Consider the following 17,595-nt stretch of genomic DNA (forward strand, 5'->3'; position numbering starts at 1 on the left):
CCCTATGAGGGCTTCAAATAGCGATAAAGTGTCTGACGACTGATATCAAAATCACGCGCCAATTTAGATTTGTTTTCTCCTGCGCTGGCTCGGCCAATTAAACTGACCACCTGATTGTCAGACAGTTTTTTCTTGCGCCCGCCGTAGCAACCGCGAACCTTCGCAGCAGCGATTCCGGTAGCCTGTTTTTCCCTCCTTGTAGCGCGTTCGAACGCGGCAATCCGCTCCATCACCGCAATGATGGTCTCTACAACCTCAAGACAGTCATGCCGGAAAATCAGGTTTTCGTTTAGAAACTCCAGCGTTACCTGTTTTTCAATCAGACGTCGAATAAGGGTGCACAGTTGTTCGGTACTGGAAGTCAGCGAGGTCATGCTATCGACCACCACGGTATCCCCGCACTGCAGGTAGCGAATGAGTCTTTCCAGACCTGCGCGATTCACCGCCTCGTCTGCTGCCTCATCGCAAAACACGGCGTCAAATACATCACGGCTGGGTATGTTCTCGATGTTATCGCAGGGTGCTTGCAGAGAGTGCCGGAAATATCTAATGCGATGAGATCTCATGGTGCCTCCTTGGCAATAGTTGTACAAAGTCCTTTTTATACTTGTACAAACTGTAACTAAACCACTAATTCCTTACACATTCGTAACAATGAACCCACCCAAAATACACAGTTGCAAAGACTTGAACTTGTCTTATCATTTTGAAGCCCGGATTAATCCTAACAAGTTTTTTGACACACCGTCGATTTTGCATTCATTGAATTTACGCAACAGCGTTAAATACCTATCGTTTTACAGTTCAAACAATTGACGTGACCGGCTTGACAAGGCTGGCAATTCACTGACGCAAGCAGAGGATGAGTTGATGAAAGTCTTGGAGAAAACCGTTGAAGTTGATGGACTAACTACCGATCAGGAAAAGATTGATACGGTCACCCGCAGCATTACCGAGCATGGCAATTACCTGCGCGAACGTTATCCTGTTTTGCAACACCAGGATGCCCTGGGCGCGAGTGTCATGGTGTTTTCGCTGGTGGGCATGGTTGTCACAGGCGGGCTCTACGTGAAGGGTTTTATCCCCGCATGGCTGTGCATCTTTATCAATGCGCTACTGACTTCGTTTATTCATGAAATCGAGCACGACTTGATTCATCGTCTTTATTTCAGGAAAAAGCCACTGGCCCATAATGCCATGATGTTTTTTTGCTGGCTGGCCCGACCGGGCATGCCCAGTCCTTGGTTAAGACGCAGTCTGCACTTTCATCATCACAAGGAATCCGGAACTGATTCAGATGTCGAAGCCTGGATAACGACCAGTGGTAGCCCGTGGGGAATACTGCGCTTATTGAAACTGATGGATGGTTTTATATTTGGTTTTCTAAACGCGATTTTTGCACCTGGATGGCGGCAAAAGGTAAAGTTGTTAGGCAAGATTATTCGGCTCAATACACCGTTCGGCCTGTTGTATTGGGGGTGCTGGTATGTGTTCCTTGGCTACCACGCAACTGTCTGGCTTGGCTCAATCATGGGCCAGGAGGTTCACCCTTCCGCGGCAGCGCTGGGGTTAATGGAGATAGTTAACAGCGCCGTTGTTATTCTTATTGCACCCAATTTGATACGCCAGTTCTGCCTGTTTTTCATCAGTTCAAACATGCACTATTACGGCGATGTTGCCCCGCGCAATCCGTTACAACAAACTCAAGTGATGAACCCCTGGTGGTTGTGGCCGTTTCAGTTGTTCTGTTTCAACTTTGGCAGCACGCACAGCATTCATCACTTTGTGGTCAGAGACCCGTTCTACCTTCGCCAGATGACGGCACCCTATGCGCATAAGGTCATGGCGCAAGCCGGTGTCAGATTCAATGACTTCGGCACCTACAAGCGCGCGAATCGTTATTCCACTAAGCACGCTCACACTCGGTCGCGGGGGTGAGTGCCATCGCGCTCGCACGTATCAAGGGCAGCACTACAACGACAAGGAGTCTGAAGTATGAAAGCACAAGGGATCTGTGCGCAGCAGTTCGCAGCGGTCAGGCAGGCCTTCGAGGACATTTTTAATGATCCGCAGGAGCGTGGTGCAGGGTTGTGCGTGCAAGTAGACGGAAAGCGCGTTATCGACTTATGGGCCGGTACGGCGGATCAGGAAGGCACCACGCCCTGGCGGCACGACACGCTGGCCAATACCTTTTGCGTGGTAAAACCCTACGTCGCGGTGGCCGTGCTGATGCTGGTTGAACAGGGCAAGCTGGAGTTGGATGCATCTGTGGCCCGCTACTGGCCTGAGTTCGCCCAAAATGGCAAAGCCAAGGTCACCTTGCGTCAGGTGATGAATCACACCGGGGGCCTACCCGCACTGCGAACCCCCGGCCATAACGCCATGATGTATGACTGGGAGCATATGGTGCGGGTCCTGGAGGCCGAGCCGCTCTGGTGGGAAGCGGGAACAGACCTGGGCTATGGCACCACGACGTTTGGCTGGATTCTGGGTGAACTGATTCGCCGGGTGGACGGGCGAGATCCCTGTGTCTTTATCCACGAAGAGATTCTGGATCCCCATGCCCTCGACGTTCACCTTGGCGTGGACGCAAAACACTTTCATCGCATTGCTCGTTTCGACACTGCCAGCGGACGAGTCGGCGACAGTTACTCGCAAGCACTGCGCACGGTGCTCAAAAACGAGCCATCGCACATCGCGACACTCGCCTTCACCAACCCCGGAATGTTGCCCAGGCGAACCAGTGACCCACGCTGGTGGGCCTATCAGCAACCGGCCGTGTGCGGGCATGGCACAGCGCACGGCTTAGCCGGTTTTTACACGGCATTGATGGCCGGACACTTTATCGGTCGCGAGCTGCTCAGTGAGTTCACACGAGAGCACAGTCACGGCATGGATCGGGTCTGGATGCGCCCAATGCGTTATGGCTTGGGCTGCATGCTGGAACAGCAACGTGACACGACGGCCTCCCACGCAATGGGCCCGGGCACCTTTGGCCATATCGGGCTGGGTGGCCCGATCAGCTTCGCGGACCCCGAGAGGCGAGTGAGCTTTGGGTTTGTCACCACGACTTCGGGCAGTCATTCGATGATTGACCCTCGGCCTGGCCGGCTGTCATCACTGGTGTATGCAGCGCTTTGAGAGGGTTGATATCTGGGTGGAGTTCGTGATGCCTGGAATACGCCAACAGATCAGGTGGCGGTTTTATTTTTATTTAAATAAATCTGCCCCTTTTTCACCTTAACACTTCCATAAATTTTTACGCGGCTCTTTATGATTAAAGACTATACCTTAGTCGGTATAACAGTCAAAAAAATAGCTCTCTCTAAACATGATAATATTCAATTCAAACCCAGCACACTACCCCGCTTACCGATTATTTTAATCTGCTAGCTCGAGCGAGCATTATGCCTGCCGCGCCCGAGCCACTTTCATCGATGAAAATCAGTTCCGCCTATACACTGTACACTCTCTAAATATCGATACCGAAATTACCTCAGCCACTTTGGCTTCATATACCTCGACATTGTATCCTTCGCCCCACACCAAATTAACAAGCTCATGAGCACATGCCATAATCGAGCAAACTTCACGGCTAGGACCGCACTGAACCAACTCATCAGGCCATGCAAAAGAACTATGATCTTCGATCTCAAGCACATTATCCATGTACTCAAGATGAGTATAGAAATCTCTATAAACAATATCATCATCATCATCATGCTCGATGGTCCCATCATGAATGATAAGGATATCCGAATCTTTTAAAAACTCAGCAAGATCTGCATAATATATGGCGCTCCCCTTTAACTTTCCAAGCATCAGCTTATCTGCACTCGCCCCAAAATACGACAACAAACTACTTGAGGATATAGTTATCGCTTTTGAATCATAAAGTTTATGGGCTTGCTCTTGAGCCCAACGTTGCAGGTCTGAAGTATTCATAATGGGAGTTGCCGAATTTCGAGCCAAATCCTCTTGTTGCTGTGACATCACAACACCCATGATTCCATGAACTATACCCGCACGAATCCCATTTATCGCCCCGATTCCGACTGACGGATCTGAGAGATATCGATCATTATCGTACAAAGCGAAACGCCCGAGAATATTATCAGAGCTATCTCTTAATATGGTCATATTCGACCACGGCCCGGATTTTCCATATTTGATGACTTTGGGGTTTTTAAAATATGCCGGGGAAATCCGCCTAGCTAGTAGATAAGAGTCCAATTCCAGCCAATCATTTGCTCTTACAACTTTAGTCCTCTCAGAGCCTTGCTCTTTTACAAAAAGATTAATATCAAGCGCAGGCACCAATTTACCGCAGACCTCTGACAAGCTAAGTGTGACATTTCCGTTTTCGGCGACTTGACCAGTCTCTCGGAGCTTACAATATGCCTCCCCCTCTAACAACACTGAAATCCTAGTACCTGGGCGTTTTAAGCACTCACTATCAAGGGGTGGACGGAGAATAGGTCGTTGATTAGCACCGTTAGTAAACTCGAGCACCCACTGAGACCGCTCATTATCTTTCGACTCGTACCGTCGAGTCACTATTTTTATGTGACCACCAAGCATGAATATTGAAAAAAAACCTATTCCATATTGCCCAGTTGCTTGAAAACCAGTAGCGAGCAAATTGTTCCATTCTCCATCTAAATCACTACTACGCCATAACGACTTCCCAAAGTCTAACAGAACATCGGTTAGGACATATCTACTCATGCCTAATCCTGTATCAGTAATATGAAGCCAGTCGCCCTCTGACTTTAATTCATGCGCAACCTCTATCTCTCCTTCTTCCTCTCCAAGCCCGCCAAGCTTCCTACATGCCCGGATAGCGTCTACAGAGTTCTGCAACAACTCTCTCAATGCAGCGGATAGATCCTTACCATATAGCTTTTCGCCACCAAATCGCCTAACAGTTTCATGTATATCTGTAATTTTTATACTAGCATCGATAGGGTGCCAACCCTCGACGGGTACTACTTTCGAGAAGTCTTCCGGAGTGTGGGCATGAGCAACCGCATTAACAGCCAGACGGGGTCTATGCGAGTCCATCAAGAGTCGATCTGCAGCCTTCAATTCACCATCGATCATTCGGGCAGTGTCATATGCTAACCACCAAGACTCTTGCTCATCTACTGGAAAACTGGCTCCACTGATGCAAAGCTCTTTGCGATTTTCGTCAGGATCACGAGTTGGTTTATTAATCCTAGATTGAAAATCCCAATGTAGCTTTGATATACCCTGCGGACTAAGCAAAGCCTGTAAAAATCTAGGCGCTCGTTCCGAGTCGATATGAGCAGCGTCGGCAGTTCTAAGAATAACGGCCACCTTCAAAACATCAACCCCCCAAGGTGCTGGATGGATACACGCAGGAGGCGTTATTTTGAATTGGTTAAATTTTTCCAACTGGTGAGGATACAACCAGTGACTTTCGGCAATAACCCCAATTGCCTCTCCATAAGCTCTTCTAAGATCTTCATTAGGTAGCAAATACATAGGCTCGTGATTATCTGGAGCTTTCCAACTTTGCCTAGCTAATACTCGGGCCTGGGTAGGATGAAGGACCCGCAAGACATCAAAAAGTATATTTTGAAACTTCTCAGTTCCTCGCACAACATCTTCAGATTTGACTCCGTGCTTTATACACGAACTTTTCCACTGAGGAAGATTTACTATTTCGGTAATGCCACCAGGATAAGCAGCAATACAATGTGCAGAGTCATGCAGCAGAAACGCGCCACCTAGCAAAAAAGCTTCAGCAGCATTAAGTTCATATTCGGGACCCGCGATCTCTGACGCAGTCCACCAGAGGGCATCAATATGAGTTACATCATGTATTGTTAAGGCAGGCATATCTTTTTGAATTTGCGCGACCAACACCGATACTCGTTCACGAAATTCATGCAGAGCATTTGCCAAAAATCCCCTCTGTTCATCGTATTTATCGCTGCGAGGTCCAAAAGCCTGTACCCATAAAGGGGCACTGCGGTAGTCCTTCATTCTGAAGCCGATTCCTATATAGCTCTGTCTGGGATGCCCGCATAAAGAGACTGGTTTTCTCCCTCTTCCCTGTAGGCAGTGTCAACCGACGGATGGTCCGTGGCTTCCGAGTAGCCTATAGCCATCATCCTAATTAGCAAAGCTGAAAATGCCCTTTCACTGCGAAGCGCAGCGTATTTCTGCATTCAGTGCGTATTATTTAAATCCCCGCAAGATTGGTTCATGATTCGATTGGTCGCGCGGAGCCGTTTAACCGGGCGAATTGCAGCTTCGAAAACGGTAAAAAATATACACTGGCACTATATGAATAGTGCCTACCGGGCAAACCGTCCCGTTCTTCAAAGAATTTGCTGAAGCTCTATGGGAAGCTAAGCACAATAGGATGAAGTCAGGTACCTGAGAAAAAATTAGCGCTCCAACTTCTTCCGCGAACCACCGCTTAGCACTCCCAACTAGCAGCAAGGCCCCCTCGTTTCCCAGTTGCACCCACCCCACCATCACGCTAACCTCCCCCGGTCGCTGCAAATTCAGCGACCGGGTGTGAGAACCCGAGCAAATCAAGGCGCAAAGCGCCCAAGAACCCTATCGCGGCGTTTTTTTTCGTCTGCGGTATCGTTTTATGGCGGCTGTGCGTGGGAGACCTTCGGGTCTACCGGTTGCCTTGATTGCCGGTTTCTCACCCTGCGCACAGCTGCCACCCAAACCTGTGAGAAGGTTCGTGGCAGTTCCTCAAATCAAGGAACTTTCACTTATGTGCTTCTACGTTTATTGCATCAAAAGGTGTCACCTTTCTCGGCTCATTTCCTCCGTCCTCGGAGGTGTTTTATGAGCTCTGCGCAAGATCTAACCACCCTCGGCGTCACGCCCTTCTCTTTCCACGCCGACCAACCGCTATTTCGCGTCAACAGCGGTGTTTCCCTGCACGAAGCCTTGCACCACGCCTCCGACCTCCTCCACGTCGCCAAGCAACTCGCCGAAGATGCGGCGATGACCAAGGAGACGGACCGTTACGCCTGGGCGTCGCATTACTTGCAGGAGATGGTCAAGGCGGTGGTTGATGATGTGGCGAAGGTGTTGGGTTCGCCAGGTAACCTTCAGTAAGGGGCGAATGAAAAACCGGTGCGGCGCCTGATTCCGATCACTCAAGAGATAGCTCAAGCACCGCTAACCTGTGGCGTGGGAGCTCGCCACAGGTTCGGTGTTCATTCTTGAGAGTGATGGCCATTGGGCGCTGCGCCATTTTTGGCTTTTACCTGGCTGTTTGTGACCTGCGAACCCTCGACCTCGCGTGTTAACCTTGCCGCCATCGCAAAATTAGCAGGGCCAAGTGCCCCATCTTTGCCCCACTCCTTTTAACGAATTTGCTAACTATCTGATGAGTAAAAACACCTCCGATCTGTCCTCCCACACCCCGATGATGCAGCAGTACTGGCGCCTCAAAAACCAGCACCCTGATCAGTTGATGTTCTATCGCATGGGCGATTTCTACGAGATCTTCTACGAAGACGCGAAGAAGGCCGCCAAGCTGCTGGACATCACCCTGACCGCGCGCGGGCAGTCGGCGGGGCAGTCGATTCCGATGTGTGGGATTCCTTACCATTCGTTGGAAGGTTATCTGGTCAAGCTGGTGAAGTTGGGCGAGTCGGTGGTGATCTGTGAGCAGATCGGCGACCCGGCGACCAGCAAAGGGCCGGTGGAACGTCAGGTGGTGCGCATTATCACGCCGGGCACGGTGAGTGATGAGGCGTTGCTGGATGAGCGTCGTGACAACCTGATCGCAGCAGTGCTGGGCGATGAGCGTTTGTTTGGCCTGTCGGTGCTGGATATCACCAGTGGCAACTTCAGTGTGCTGGAGATCAAGGGCTGGGAGAACCTGCTGGCGGAACTGGAACGCATCAACCCGGTGGAGTTGTTGATTCCGGATGATTGGCCCAAGGATTTGCCGGCGGAAAAGCGTCGTGGGACCAAGCGGCGTGCGCCGTGGGACTTTGAGCGCGACACGGCGCTGAAAAGTCTGTGCCAGCAGTTCTCGGTACAGGACCTTAAAGGCTTCGGCTGCGAAACCCTGACCCTGGCCATCGGCGCTGCCGGTTGCTTGCTCAGCTATGCCAAGGAAACCCAGCGCACCGCCCTGCCGCATTTGCGCAGCCTGCGCCATGAGCGCCTGGATGACACCGTGGTGCTCGATGGCGCCAGCCGTCGCAACCTCGAGCTGGACACCAACCTGGCCGGTGGCCGCGATAACACCCTGCAATCAGTGGTCGACCGTTGCCAGACGGCCATGGGCAGCCGTTTGCTGACCCGTTGGTTGAACCGTCCGCTGCGCGACCTGACCGTGCTGCAAGCGCGCCAGACATCGATTACTTGCCTGCTGGATCGCTATCGTTTTGAAAACCTGCAGCCGCAGCTCAAGGAAATCGGCGATATCGAGCGCATCCTGGCGCGAATTGGCCTGCGCAATGCGCGGCCACGTGACCTGGCGCGCCTGCGCGATGCCTTGAGCGCGCTGCCGCAGCTGCAAGTGGCGATGACCGAGCTGGACACGCCGCACCTGCAACAACTCGCCGTCACGGCCGGCACTTACCCGGACCTCGCGGCGCTGCTGGAAAAAGCCATTATCGACAACCCGCCGGCGATTATCCGTGACGGCGGCGTGCTTAAAACCGGTTACGACAGCGAGCTGGACGAGCTGCAATCGCTGAGCGAAAACGCCGGGCAGTTCCTGATTGACCTGGAAGCCCGCGAAAAAGCCCGCACCGGCCTGGCCAACTTGAAGGTCGGCTACAACCGCGTGCACGGCTACTTTATTGAGTTGCCGAGCAAACAGGCCGAGTCGGCGCCGATTGACTATCAGCGTCGCCAAACCCTTAAGGGCGCCGAGCGTTTCATTACGCCGGAGCTCAAAGAGTTTGAAGACAAGGCACTGTCGGCCAAGAGCCGTGCCCTGGCGCGCGAAAAGATGCTGTATGAAGCGTTGCTCGAAGATTTGATCAGCCGCCTGGCGCCGCTGCAAGACACCGCCGCCGCCCTGGCGGAACTGGATGTGCTGAGCAACCTGGCCGAACGTGCGCTGAACCTTGACCTCAATTGCCCGCGTTTCGTCAGTGAGCCGTGCATGCGCATCGTGCAGGGGCGCCACCCGGTGGTGGAGCAGGTATTGACCACGCCGTTTGTGGCCAACGACCTGTCGCTGGATGACGACACGCGCATGCTGGTGATCACCGGTCCCAACATGGGTGGTAAATCCACCTACATGCGCCAGACCGCCTTGATCGTGTTGCTCGCGCACATCGGTAGCTTTGTGCCGGCAGCCAGTTGCGAGTTGTCGCTGGTGGACCGCATTTTCACCCGGATCGGTTCCAGTGATGACCTGGCCGGTGGGCGTTCGACATTTATGGTGGAAATGAGCGAAACCGCCAACATCCTGCACAACGCCACCGAACGCAGTTTGGTGCTGATGGACGAAGTGGGACGCGGCACCAGCACCTTCGATGGTCTGTCGCTGGCATGGGCGGCAGCCGAGCGTTTGGCGCATTTGCGCGCCTATACGCTGTTTGCCACGCACTATTTCGAGCTGACGGTATTGCCCGAAAGCGAGCCGTTGGTGGCCAACGTGCACCTCAATGCCACTGAGCACAACGAGCGCATCGTGTTCCTGCACCACGTGCTGCCGGGGCCGGCGAGCCAGAGTTACGGCCTGGCCGTGGCGCAGTTGGCGGGGGTTCCCGCGCAAGTCATCAGCCGTGCCCGCGAACACCTGAGCCGCCTGGAAGAAACCGCCCTGCCCCATGAGATTCCGGTAGCAAGCCCGGCCAAAACCAACGCCAAACCCAGCGCGCCGCACCAGAGTGATATGTTCGCCAGCCTGCCCCATCCGGTGCTGGATGAGTTGGCAAAGCTTGACCTGGACGGCTTGACGCCGCGTAAAGCGCTCGAAATGTTATATGCACTGCAAGTTCGGATATAACGCACAGGCTTGCAAGCTGGTAGACTCTCGCGCGGTTTGGGATGCTGCGGGTTATTAGCCTGGCCTGCAGACTATCGCTCCCGAACCTCGCGAGCCCTGCCACAAAGGGTTTCGCTGCCGCCGCCTGAGGAGAGAATTAGAAATGACCTTCGTCGTTACCGACAACTGCATCAAGTGCAAGTACACCGACTGCGTCGAAGTGTGTCCGGTGGACTGCTTCTACGAAGGCCCGAACTTCCTGGTTATCCACCCGGATGAGTGCATCGACTGCGCCCTGTGTGAACCAGAATGCCCGGCCGTCGCTATTTTCTCCGAGGACGAAGTCCCGGCAGAGATGCAGGAATTCATTCAGTTGAACGTCGAGCTGGCGGAAATCTGGCCGAACATCACTGAGCGCAAAGATCCGATGCCTGATGCAGCGGAGTGGGATGGCAAGAAAGGTAAGATTGCAGACCTCGAGCGCTGAAAGCGCCGCCGCCCAATAAAAAAGGCCCCTTGCGGGCCTTTTTGCGTTTCTGGGTGGTCGGTTTCACTTTTCTGCAGGCAAAAAAAGGGGCGGTATGACCCGCCCACATTTTTTCCCTAGTCCCTGTATTCCTTTTCATCATCCTGATGAATCGCATCCTGCGACGTTCCTTCAACCATCGTTCCTTGATGGCTGTGCCAATCCGTGGACACAGGGCTGATCTTAGAGAGTTCCGGGGGAAGTTCAACGGGATCCAAGTGATCGGCTGACAGACTTGAACGCTCATTCAAGTATAAATAATTGTTATTTTTCAGATGGATAGAAAATTCGTTCACCGTTTCGAGATGGACATGCCCGGTAAAAAAACCAAACACTTACGAAAAAGTAAGCAAATGCTTACACGCGCAATTGCGCAAACGCATGATTCGGAACCATTGACTGATCGGCAGGCATAAAAAAGCCCCGACAACGCCGAGGCTGTTTTCCTTCAGCAGGTTCAGTCGTCGCTGACGGTGATGGTCGGCATTGCCGGTGCTGCGGCTTCCTGCAGGACGATCCCCGCGCCCACGTGACGGGCCAGTTCCTGGTACACCATAGCGATCGGTCCATCGGGCTCTGCGGCCACGGTGGGCTTGCCGCCGTCGGCCTGCTCACGAATTTCCATCGCCAGCGGCAACGACGCCAGCAACTCAACCCCGTATTGGGTCGCCAACTTCTCACCGCCGCCTTCGCCAAACAAATGCTCGGCGTGGCCGCAGTTGGAGCAGATGTGTACCGCCATGTTTTCAACAACGCCCAGCACCGGGATGTTGACCTTGCGGAACATCTCCACGCCTTTTCTGGCATCCAGCAGCGCCAGGTCCTGGGGTGTGGTCACGATTACCGAACCGGCCACCGGCACCTTTTGCGCCAGGGTCAGCTGGATATCACCTGTGCCTGGCGGCATGTCGATCACCAGGTAATCCAGGTCGCCCCAGGCAGTCTGGGTAACCAGTTGCAGCAAGGCGCCGGAGACCATCGGCCCGCGCCAGACCATCGGCGTGTTGTCATCAGTGAGGAAGGCCATGGACATGACCTCTACACCCAACGACTCGATCGGCACAAACCACTTCTGGTCCTTGACCTTGGGCCGCGTGCCTTCGGCAATGCCGAACATCACGCCCTGGCTCGGGCCGTAGATATCGGCGTCGAGGATGCCCACACGCGCACCTTCTCGGGCCAGCGCCAGCGCCAGGTTGGCGGCAGTGGTGGATTTACCCACACCGCCCTTGCCGGAGGCCACGGCGATAACATTCTTGACGTTGGCCAGGCCCGGAATCTGCGCCTGGGCCTTGTGCGCGGCGATCACGCACTGGATGTCGACCTTGGCCGAACGCACGCCCTCCAGGCCTTCGATGGCCATTTGCAGCATCTGCGCCCAGCCACTCTTGAACAAACCGGCGGCATAGCCCAGTTCCAACTGGACCGACACCTGGTCGCCCTGGACTTCAATGGCACGTACACAGCCGGCGCTGACCGGGTCCTGGTTCAAATAGGGGTCGGTGTACTGGCGAAGAACGGCTTCCACCGCTGCGCGATTGACGGCGCTCATGGGCTACTCCCGAAAAAAGACTGACTGAAACAGGCGGCTATCCTAACCGTTCCGGCCGCCCAGCGGCATGCTTTCGAGACCTGGGAAGATTCAGAAACAGCACCACGGGGTGAAATATATTTCCCGGCGCTTTATAGTGGCCGACCTCCGTTTCATCAAGTAGCCGAGCCCCATGTCCGAGCCACGCAAGATCCTCGTCACCAGCGCCCTGCCCTATGCCAATGGTTCCATCCATCTTGGCCATATGCTTGAGTACATCCAGACCGATATGTGGGTGCGCTTCCAGAAGCATCGCGGCAACCAATGCATTTATGTCTGCGCGGACGACGCCCACGGTTCGGCCATCATGTTGCGTGCCGAGAAGGAAGGCATCACCCCGGAACAACTGATCGCCAATGTGCAGGCTGAACACAGCGCCGACTTTGCCGAGTTCCTGGTGGACTTCGACAACTTCCACTCCACCCACTCCGAAGAAAACCGCGAGCTGTCGAGCCAGATCTACCTGCGCTTGAAGGAAGCCGGGCACATCGACCAGCGTTCGGTGACCCAGTATTTCGACCCGGAAAAGAAAATGTTCCTGGCCGACCGCTTCATCAAGGGCACCTGCCCTAAATGCGGCACCGAAGACCAGTACGGCGACAACTGCGAAAAATGTGGCGCGACCTATGCACCGACGGACTTGAAGAACCCGAAGTCGGCAATCTCCGGCGCCACCCCGGTGCTCAAGGATTCCCAGCACTTCTTCTTCAAGCTCCCGGATTTCCAGCAAATGCTGCAAACCTGGACCCGCAGCGGCACCTTGCAGGACGCCGTGGCCAACAAACTCTCCGAATGGCTCGACAGCGGCCTGCAGCAGTGGGACATCTCCCGCGATGCGCCGTACTTCGGCTTCGAGATCCCGGGCGAGCCGGGCAAGTACTTTTATGTGTGGCTGGACGCGCCGATTGGCTACATGGCCAGCTTCAAAAACCTCTGCGACCGCACGCCTGAGCTGGACTTCGACGCGTTCTGGGCAAAGGATTCCACCGCCGAGCTGTACCACTTCATCGGCAAGGACATCGTCAACTTCCACGCGCTGTTCTGGCCGGCCATGCTCGAAGGTTCGGGCTATCGCAAGCCGACCGGTATCGCCGTGCACGGCTATCTGACGGTCAATGGCCAGAAAATGTCCAAGTCCCGTGGCACCTTTATCAAGGCGCGCACCTACCTGGACCACCTGTCGCCGGAATACCTGCGCTACTACTACGCCGCCAAGCTGGGCCGTGGTGTCGACGACCTCGACCTGAACCTGGAAGACTTCGTGCAGAAGGTCAACTCGGACCTGGTCGGCAAAGTGGTCAACATCGCCAGCCGTTGCGCCGGTTTTATCCACAAGGGCAATGCCGGTTTACTGGTGGCTGAAAACGCCGCACCGGAACTGACCGAAGCCTTCCTGGCCGCCGCGCCAAGTATCGCCGACGCCTATGAAGCCCGTGACTTTGCCCGCGCCATGCGCGAGATCATGGGCCTGGCCGACCGCGCCAACGCCTGGATCGCCGACAAGGCACCGTGGTCGCTGAACAAGCAGGAAGGCAAGCAAGCTGAAGTCCAGGCTATCTGTGCCACGGGCGTCAACCTGTTCCGCCAATTGGTAATCTTCCTCAAGCCGGTGCTGCCATTGCTGGCCGCTGATGCCGAGGCGTTCCTCAACGTCGCGCCGCTGACCTGGAACGACCACGCCACCTTGCTCAGCAACCATCAGTTGAACGAGTTCAAGCCGTTGATGACGCGTATTGACCCGGTCAAAGTCCAGGCCATGACCGACGCTTCGAAAGAAGACCTGGTCGCCAGCCAGACCGACACCGGTTCGGCTGCGCCCGCCGGTAACGGTGAGCTGGCCAAGGATCCGATCTCGGCAGAAATCGACTTCGACGCCTTTGCCGCTGTAGACCTGCGCGTTGCGCTGATCGTCAAGGCCGAGGCCGTGGAGGGTGCCGACAAGCTGCTGCGCCTGACCCTGGACCTGGGTGGCGAGCAACGTAACGTGTTCTCCGGCATCAAGAGCGCCTACCCGGATCCTTCCAAGCTCGACGGCCGCCTGACCATGATGATCGCCAACCTCAAGCCACGCAAAATGAAGTTTGGCATCTCCGAAGGCATGGTGATGGCAGCCGGCCCTGGCGGCGAAGAGATCTACCTGTTGAGCCCTGACAGCGGTGCCAAGCCGGGTCAGCGTATCAAGTAAGCCTGCAAAGCCCGTCTGCGGCAAGCGGGCCTCCCGTGGCAAACGGGCTGCCTGTGGCGAGCGGGCTTGCCCCGCGTTGGGCTGCGCAGCAGCCCCAATAAAGTCGCCGCATTTGGCCTGTTAAGCCGAGTGTCTGTACCAAGGGCCGCTCCGCGCCGCAACGCGGGGCAAGCCCGCTCGCCACAGAACGCGCGCTCGCCACTACAGGCCCTGTTTGTTCAACCGGCATACCAATGATCACCCCATGAACTTGATTCAACGTATCGACGCGCTGCTGCCGCAGACCCAATGCGGCAAATGCGGGCATCCGGGTTGCAAGCCTTACGCCGAAGGCATCGCGTTGGGTGAGGCAATCAACAAGTGCCCGCCCGGAGGGCAGGAAACCATTGCTGGCCTGGCCCAGCTGTTGCGCGTGCCGGTGTTGGAACTGGACACCAGTCGTGGCGAAGCCCCGGCCCAGGTCGCCTACATCCGCGAAGCCGAATGCATCGGCTGCACCAAGTGCATCCAGGCGTGCCCGGTGGATGCGATTGTCGGCGCCGCCAAGTTGATGCACACCGTGATCATGGATGAATGCACCGGCTGCGACCTGTGTGTTGCGCCCTGCCCTGTGGATTGCATTGAAATGCGTCCAGCGACCACTGTGCTGGCGATTGTCGGCGGCCTGGCGGCCGATGATGGGCAACGCCATGAGCGCGGCCTCAAGCGCGACCGCGCGCGGCGGCGCTTTGAGCAACGCAATGCGCGGCTGCAACGCGAGGAAGCGCATAAACTCGCCGAGCGCCTGGCGCGGGCTAAACGTTTGGCCCCGCCGGTTGCCCCTGTGCAAGCCGATGACGCTCAGGCGGCCCGGGATACAGCGGTCAAGAAGGCCAAGATCACCGTTGCCATGAGTCGCGCCCAACTGCATAAATCACTCAAGGCATTTGGACATCCACCGACCTTTGAGCAGCAGTCGCAGTTGATCGTGCTGCAACAGCAGTTCGAAGCAGCGGAGCAGGCGCTGGCCGCACTGGAAGTACAGAGCACACCGACGCCAGCAACGGCACCGAGTAACAGCGCCGATCTCAAGCGCGCTAAAATCCAGCTGGCCATGCACCGCGCAGCATTGAAGAAAGCCCAGGATCTAAACGCCACTCCACAGCAACTGGCCGAGGCGCAAAGCAAAGTCGATGACGCACAACGCCAAGTGGATACTCATGACAGCGTTTAAACCCGCGCTAAACCCTGCTGTGTGTATTACTACAATCGCGCTGATCGCCTGCAAGGAACCACCTGCCCCATGAACGCTGCAAAACGCCTGGAAATTTTCCGCAGGTTTCATGAAGACAATCCGGAACCCAAGACCGAGCTGGCCTACTCGTCGCCGTTCGAGTTGCTGATTGCGGTGATCCTGTCAGCACAATCCACGGACGTGGGCGTCAACAAGGCTACGGCCAAGCTGTACCCAGTGGCCAATACGCCAGCGGCCATTTATGCCTTGGGTGTGGAGGGTTTGTCGGAGTACATCAAGACGATCGGCCTGTACAACAGCAAGGCCAAGAATGTCATTGAGACCTGCCGCTTGTTGGTTGAGCTGCACGGCAGTGAAGTGCCACAAACCCGCGAAGCCCTGGAAGCCCTTCCCGGCGTAGGCCGCAAAACTGCGAACGTGGTACTCAATACCGCGTTCCGGCAACTGACCATGGCAGTGGACACGCATATTTTCCGCGTCAGCAACCGAACCGGCATCGCGCGTGGCAAGAATGTGGTCGAGGTAGAAAAGCAGTTGATGAAGTTTGTGCCCAAGCCCTATCTGCTCGACTCCCACCACTGGCTGATCCTTCACGGGCGCTATGTGTGCCAGGCCCGCAAGCCTCGCTGCGGGAGTTGCCGCATCGAAGACCTGTGCGAGTACAAGGACAAAACCTCGGACGATTGAGGGTTCATTGGTTTTCTCGATCAGTCGATTGAAAAAATCTTTTTTACCCGTTCGTGGATTATCGTTATAAGGAGCGCCAACGGCAGTCTTAGCCTGGAGTTAACCTTATGAGCACTGGCAAAGAACAACTGGATGTAGAAGACGATCTCGTTGATGTGGCGGAAGACGAAGGGGACGCCCCTGTGGCAGAGGTGGCCAAGACCAATTTGAGCAAACGCCGCACTATCGACAACCTGTTGGAAGAGCGACGCTTGCAAAAACAACTGGCCGATTACGACTTCGACCTCTGATCGATGCGCTGACGGCCGGAAGCCTCCCTGACGGAGGCTTTTTTTTTGCCGGGTTTTCGGTTTTTGGTGCAAAACCGCACCGCGTCTACACGAGGCCGTTGCGCTGGGCCAGCTCGATCAGGTCCACAAGGGAGCGTGCATTGAGCTTGAGTAACAGGCGGGTCTTGTAGGTGCTGACGGTTTTGTTGCTCAGGAACATGCCATCGGCAATTTCCTTGTTGGTTTTGCCTCGGGCCAGTTGCTGCAACACCATCATCTCGCGACCCGACAAGCGTTCAACCATGTCCGCCTCGCTGGCATTGCCCATGGTCGAGCGTACCGAGTTGAGCGCCTGGTTGGGGAAATAGCTGTAGCCGGAAAGTACAGCCTTGATGGCGCTCAGCAGCTCGGTCAGGTCCTGCTGCTTGCATACGTAGCCCGCCGCCCCCGCCTGCATGCAGCGCATGGAGAAATGGCCGGGTGCCTGAGACGTCAGCACCAGCACCTTGACGGGTGTAGCCTGCTTGGTAGACGCCAGCCGACAGATAACTTCCAGGCCATCGAGCTTGGGTATCCCGATATCCAGTATGACAATGTCCGGCATATGTTCCCGTGCAAGTTGCAGCGCATCGACGCCGTTATCAGTCTCGGCAACGACTTCATAACCATGACGTTCCATTAGCATGCGCACAGCAAGTCGAATGACGGGATGATCATCCACGATCAGCACTTTATTCATGAGAAAGTCCAATTTCGCTGTTCGAATTATTTAGAGCAAGCACAATAGCCTAGTCGTTTCCTAGTTGGCATAGCGCTCCCCCCCAAGCAACAGCAAGCAGAGACCCAACCCACAACGATATAGGAATTAACCTACAAAAAAACACAAACTCAGGTGCAGGGAATTTTATGCAACCCTTCAGAACTTTCCGGGGCCATACATATTTCGAGTGAAATATACGCCGCAGAATGGGTACGAGGTAAATGTACCGCACATGACTTTCAGGAAATACCCCTTGCTTATGGCAGCTAGGCCAGTGAGCAGCTGAAAAGAAATCAACTGATTTAGTTCCATTCAACATACCTGTTTACATCCCTATTTCCTACAGAAGTTTCAGCGCCCTACATACTCGCTGTACTTAGGTAGT

At 55.0% G+C, this 17,595-nt stretch carries 13 protein-coding genes; 9 read left to right on the forward strand and 4 right to left on the reverse strand.

All coding sequences use genetic code 11. From position 1 onward, the window contains the following. Positions 1 to 2 precede the first annotated feature (2 nt). Entirely contained in the window at positions 3 to 566 is a 564-nt protein-coding gene (locus tag HX790_RS04935) for a recombinase family protein (protein ID WP_176991302.1), read from the reverse strand. Positions 567 to 870: 304 nt separating this feature from the next. Between HX790_RS04935 and HX790_RS04940 the strand changes: the two genes are divergently transcribed. After that, positions 871 to 1,938 (forward strand): fatty acid desaturase, encoded by a 1,068-nt coding sequence (locus HX790_RS04940; RefSeq protein ID WP_176991303.1) that lies wholly within the window; start codon positions 871 to 873, stop codon positions 1,936 to 1,938. A 57-nt stretch (positions 1,939 to 1,995) separates the two neighbouring features. Then, the gene (locus HX790_RS04945) at positions 1,996 to 3,141 is read left to right on the forward strand and encodes a serine hydrolase domain-containing protein (RefSeq protein WP_176991304.1); all 1,146 of its coding nucleotides are present in this window, start codon (positions 1,996 to 1,998) and stop codon (positions 3,139 to 3,141) included. A gap of 303 nt (positions 3,142 to 3,444) precedes the next feature. On the opposite strand, the gene HX790_RS04950 is transcribed toward HX790_RS04945, so the two are convergent. Next, the gene (locus HX790_RS04950; RefSeq protein WP_176991305.1) at positions 3,445 to 6,012 is read right to left on the reverse strand and encodes an ATP-binding protein; all 2,568 of its coding nucleotides are present in this window, start codon (positions 6,010 to 6,012) and stop codon (positions 3,445 to 3,447) included. An 825-nt stretch (positions 6,013 to 6,837) separates the two neighbouring features. On the opposite strand from HX790_RS04950, the gene HX790_RS04955 reads away from it, so the two are divergent. The 3 genes from HX790_RS04955 (at position 6,838) to fdxA (ending at position 10,445) form a co-directional block, all read left to right on the forward strand. Beyond that, entirely contained in the window at positions 6,838 to 7,113 is a 276-nt protein-coding gene (locus HX790_RS04955; RefSeq protein ID WP_176991306.1) for a DUF3077 domain-containing protein, read from the forward strand. 274 nt (positions 7,114 to 7,387) lie between these two features. Then, positions 7,388 to 9,979: a DNA mismatch repair protein MutS gene (gene mutS, locus HX790_RS04960; RefSeq protein WP_170036383.1), complete on the forward strand. Its 2,592-nt coding sequence runs from the start codon at positions 7,388 to 7,390 to the stop codon at positions 9,977 to 9,979. Positions 9,980 to 10,121: 142 nt separating this feature from the next. Continuing rightward, positions 10,122 to 10,445, forward strand: coding sequence for a ferredoxin FdxA (gene fdxA, locus HX790_RS04965; RefSeq protein ID WP_003208688.1), 324 nt, complete (start codon positions 10,122 to 10,124; stop codon positions 10,443 to 10,445). A gap of 496 nt (positions 10,446 to 10,941) precedes the next feature. On the opposite strand, the gene apbC is transcribed toward fdxA, so the two are convergent. Further along, complete coding sequence (gene apbC / locus HX790_RS04970; RefSeq protein ID WP_176991307.1) at positions 10,942 to 12,036, reverse strand: iron-sulfur cluster carrier protein ApbC; 1,095 nt, start codon at positions 12,034 to 12,036, stop codon at positions 10,942 to 10,944. A gap of 172 nt (positions 12,037 to 12,208) precedes the next feature. Here apbC and metG point away from each other — a divergent pair, with 172 nt between their 5' ends. From metG to HX790_RS04990, 4 genes are all read left to right on the forward strand, one after another. Continuing rightward, a complete protein-coding gene (gene metG, locus HX790_RS04975) occupies positions 12,209 to 14,260 on the forward strand; it encodes a methionine--tRNA ligase (protein WP_017137048.1) in 2,052 nt (683 codons plus the stop codon). Between the two features lie 244 nt (positions 14,261 to 14,504). Next, entirely contained in the window at positions 14,505 to 15,473 is a 969-nt protein-coding gene (gene rsxB / locus HX790_RS04980) for an electron transport complex subunit RsxB (protein ID WP_138453760.1), read from the forward strand. Positions 15,474 to 15,542: 69 nt separating this feature from the next. Beyond that, on the forward strand, positions 15,543 to 16,181 hold the full coding sequence (gene nth, locus HX790_RS04985) for an endonuclease III (protein WP_017137046.1): 639 nt from the start codon (positions 15,543 to 15,545) through the stop codon (positions 16,179 to 16,181). Between the two features lie 107 nt (positions 16,182 to 16,288). Continuing rightward, entirely contained in the window at positions 16,289 to 16,471 is a 183-nt protein-coding gene (locus tag HX790_RS04990) for a PA3496 family putative envelope integrity protein (RefSeq protein ID WP_017137045.1), read from the forward strand. An 85-nt stretch (positions 16,472 to 16,556) separates the two neighbouring features. Here HX790_RS04990 and HX790_RS04995 read toward each other — a convergent pair whose 3' ends face one another. Next, positions 16,557 to 17,189, reverse strand: coding sequence for a response regulator transcription factor (locus HX790_RS04995; protein ID WP_017137044.1), 633 nt, complete (start codon positions 17,187 to 17,189; stop codon positions 16,557 to 16,559). Positions 17,190 to 17,595 lie beyond the last annotated feature (406 nt).

This window comes from Pseudomonas sp. IPO3747 (genome assembly GCF_013385245.1).
GTDB lineage: Bacteria > Pseudomonadota > Gammaproteobacteria > Pseudomonadales > Pseudomonadaceae > Aquipseudomonas > Aquipseudomonas edaphica.

Coding starts and splice junctions, on each gene's coding strand:
- mutS (WP_170036383.1), top strand. CDS start 7,388: ATGAGTAAAAACACCTCCGATCTGTCCTCCCACACCCCGATGATGCAG.
- HX790_RS04935 (WP_176991302.1), bottom strand. CDS start 566: ATGAGATCTCATCGCATTAGATATTTCCGGCACTCTCTGCAAGCACCC.
- nth (WP_017137046.1), top strand. CDS start 15,543: ATGAACGCTGCAAAACGCCTGGAAATTTTCCGCAGGTTTCATGAAGAC.
- HX790_RS04995 (WP_017137044.1), bottom strand. CDS start 17,189: ATGAATAAAGTGCTGATCGTGGATGATCATCCCGTCATTCGACTTGCT.
- fdxA (WP_003208688.1), top strand. CDS start 10,122: ATGACCTTCGTCGTTACCGACAACTGCATCAAGTGCAAGTACACCGAC.
- HX790_RS04955 (WP_176991306.1), top strand. CDS start 6,838: ATGAGCTCTGCGCAAGATCTAACCACCCTCGGCGTCACGCCCTTCTCT.
- apbC (WP_176991307.1), bottom strand. CDS start 12,036: ATGAGCGCCGTCAATCGCGCAGCGGTGGAAGCCGTTCTTCGCCAGTAC.
- metG (WP_017137048.1), top strand. CDS start 12,209: ATGTCCGAGCCACGCAAGATCCTCGTCACCAGCGCCCTGCCCTATGCC.
- HX790_RS04950 (WP_176991305.1), bottom strand. CDS start 6,012: ATGAAGGACTACCGCAGTGCCCCTTTATGGGTACAGGCTTTTGGACCT.
- HX790_RS04990 (WP_017137045.1), top strand. CDS start 16,289: ATGAGCACTGGCAAAGAACAACTGGATGTAGAAGACGATCTCGTTGAT.
- HX790_RS04945 (WP_176991304.1), top strand. CDS start 1,996: ATGAAAGCACAAGGGATCTGTGCGCAGCAGTTCGCAGCGGTCAGGCAG.
- rsxB (WP_138453760.1), top strand. CDS start 14,505: ATGAACTTGATTCAACGTATCGACGCGCTGCTGCCGCAGACCCAATGC.
- HX790_RS04940 (WP_176991303.1), top strand. CDS start 871: ATGAAAGTCTTGGAGAAAACCGTTGAAGTTGATGGACTAACTACCGAT.